The 394-nt window shown below is 64.2% G+C and carries 1 protein-coding gene; it reads right to left on the reverse strand.

The window, feature by feature from the left end; translation table 11 throughout:
• Window position 1: 1 nt before the first annotated feature.
• On the reverse strand, window positions 2-394 hold a 393-nt coding region (locus tag D7V77_RS42955), incomplete at its 5' end, for a response regulator (RefSeq protein ID WP_147452408.1).

Raw genomic sequence — 394 nt, forward strand, 5'->3', positions numbered from 1 at the left:
GCTATGTGCCGGTGGTCACCCGCTCCCGCACCATCATCGATTGCAGAGCGTGCTGTAGCTGATCGAGCGTGTAAGGCTTGCGAAGCGCCGTCCACCTAAACGCAAAGCTATCGTGGTTGGGAATGGGATTGCCGGAGGCGAAGACGACCCGCAGTTCCGGATGCAGGGCGAACGCGTGCTGCGCGAGTTCAATGCCCGACATGTCGGGCATGATCACGTCCGTAAATAGAACGTCGAACGCTTCTGCCCGCAGGGCTTCGAGCGCCTGCGCACCGCTGGCGGCCTGCTGGGGCGTGATCCCGATCAGCATCAACAGCTCGCACACCGCGCCGCGCAATGACGCGTCGTCTTCGACCACGAGGATGCGCAGGCGCGCCGGCTCCCACACTGCGCC

It is taken from the genome of Corallococcus sp. CA041A, assembly GCF_003612075.1.
Taxonomy (GTDB): domain Bacteria; phylum Myxococcota; class Myxococcia; order Myxococcales; family Myxococcaceae; genus Corallococcus; species Corallococcus exiguus.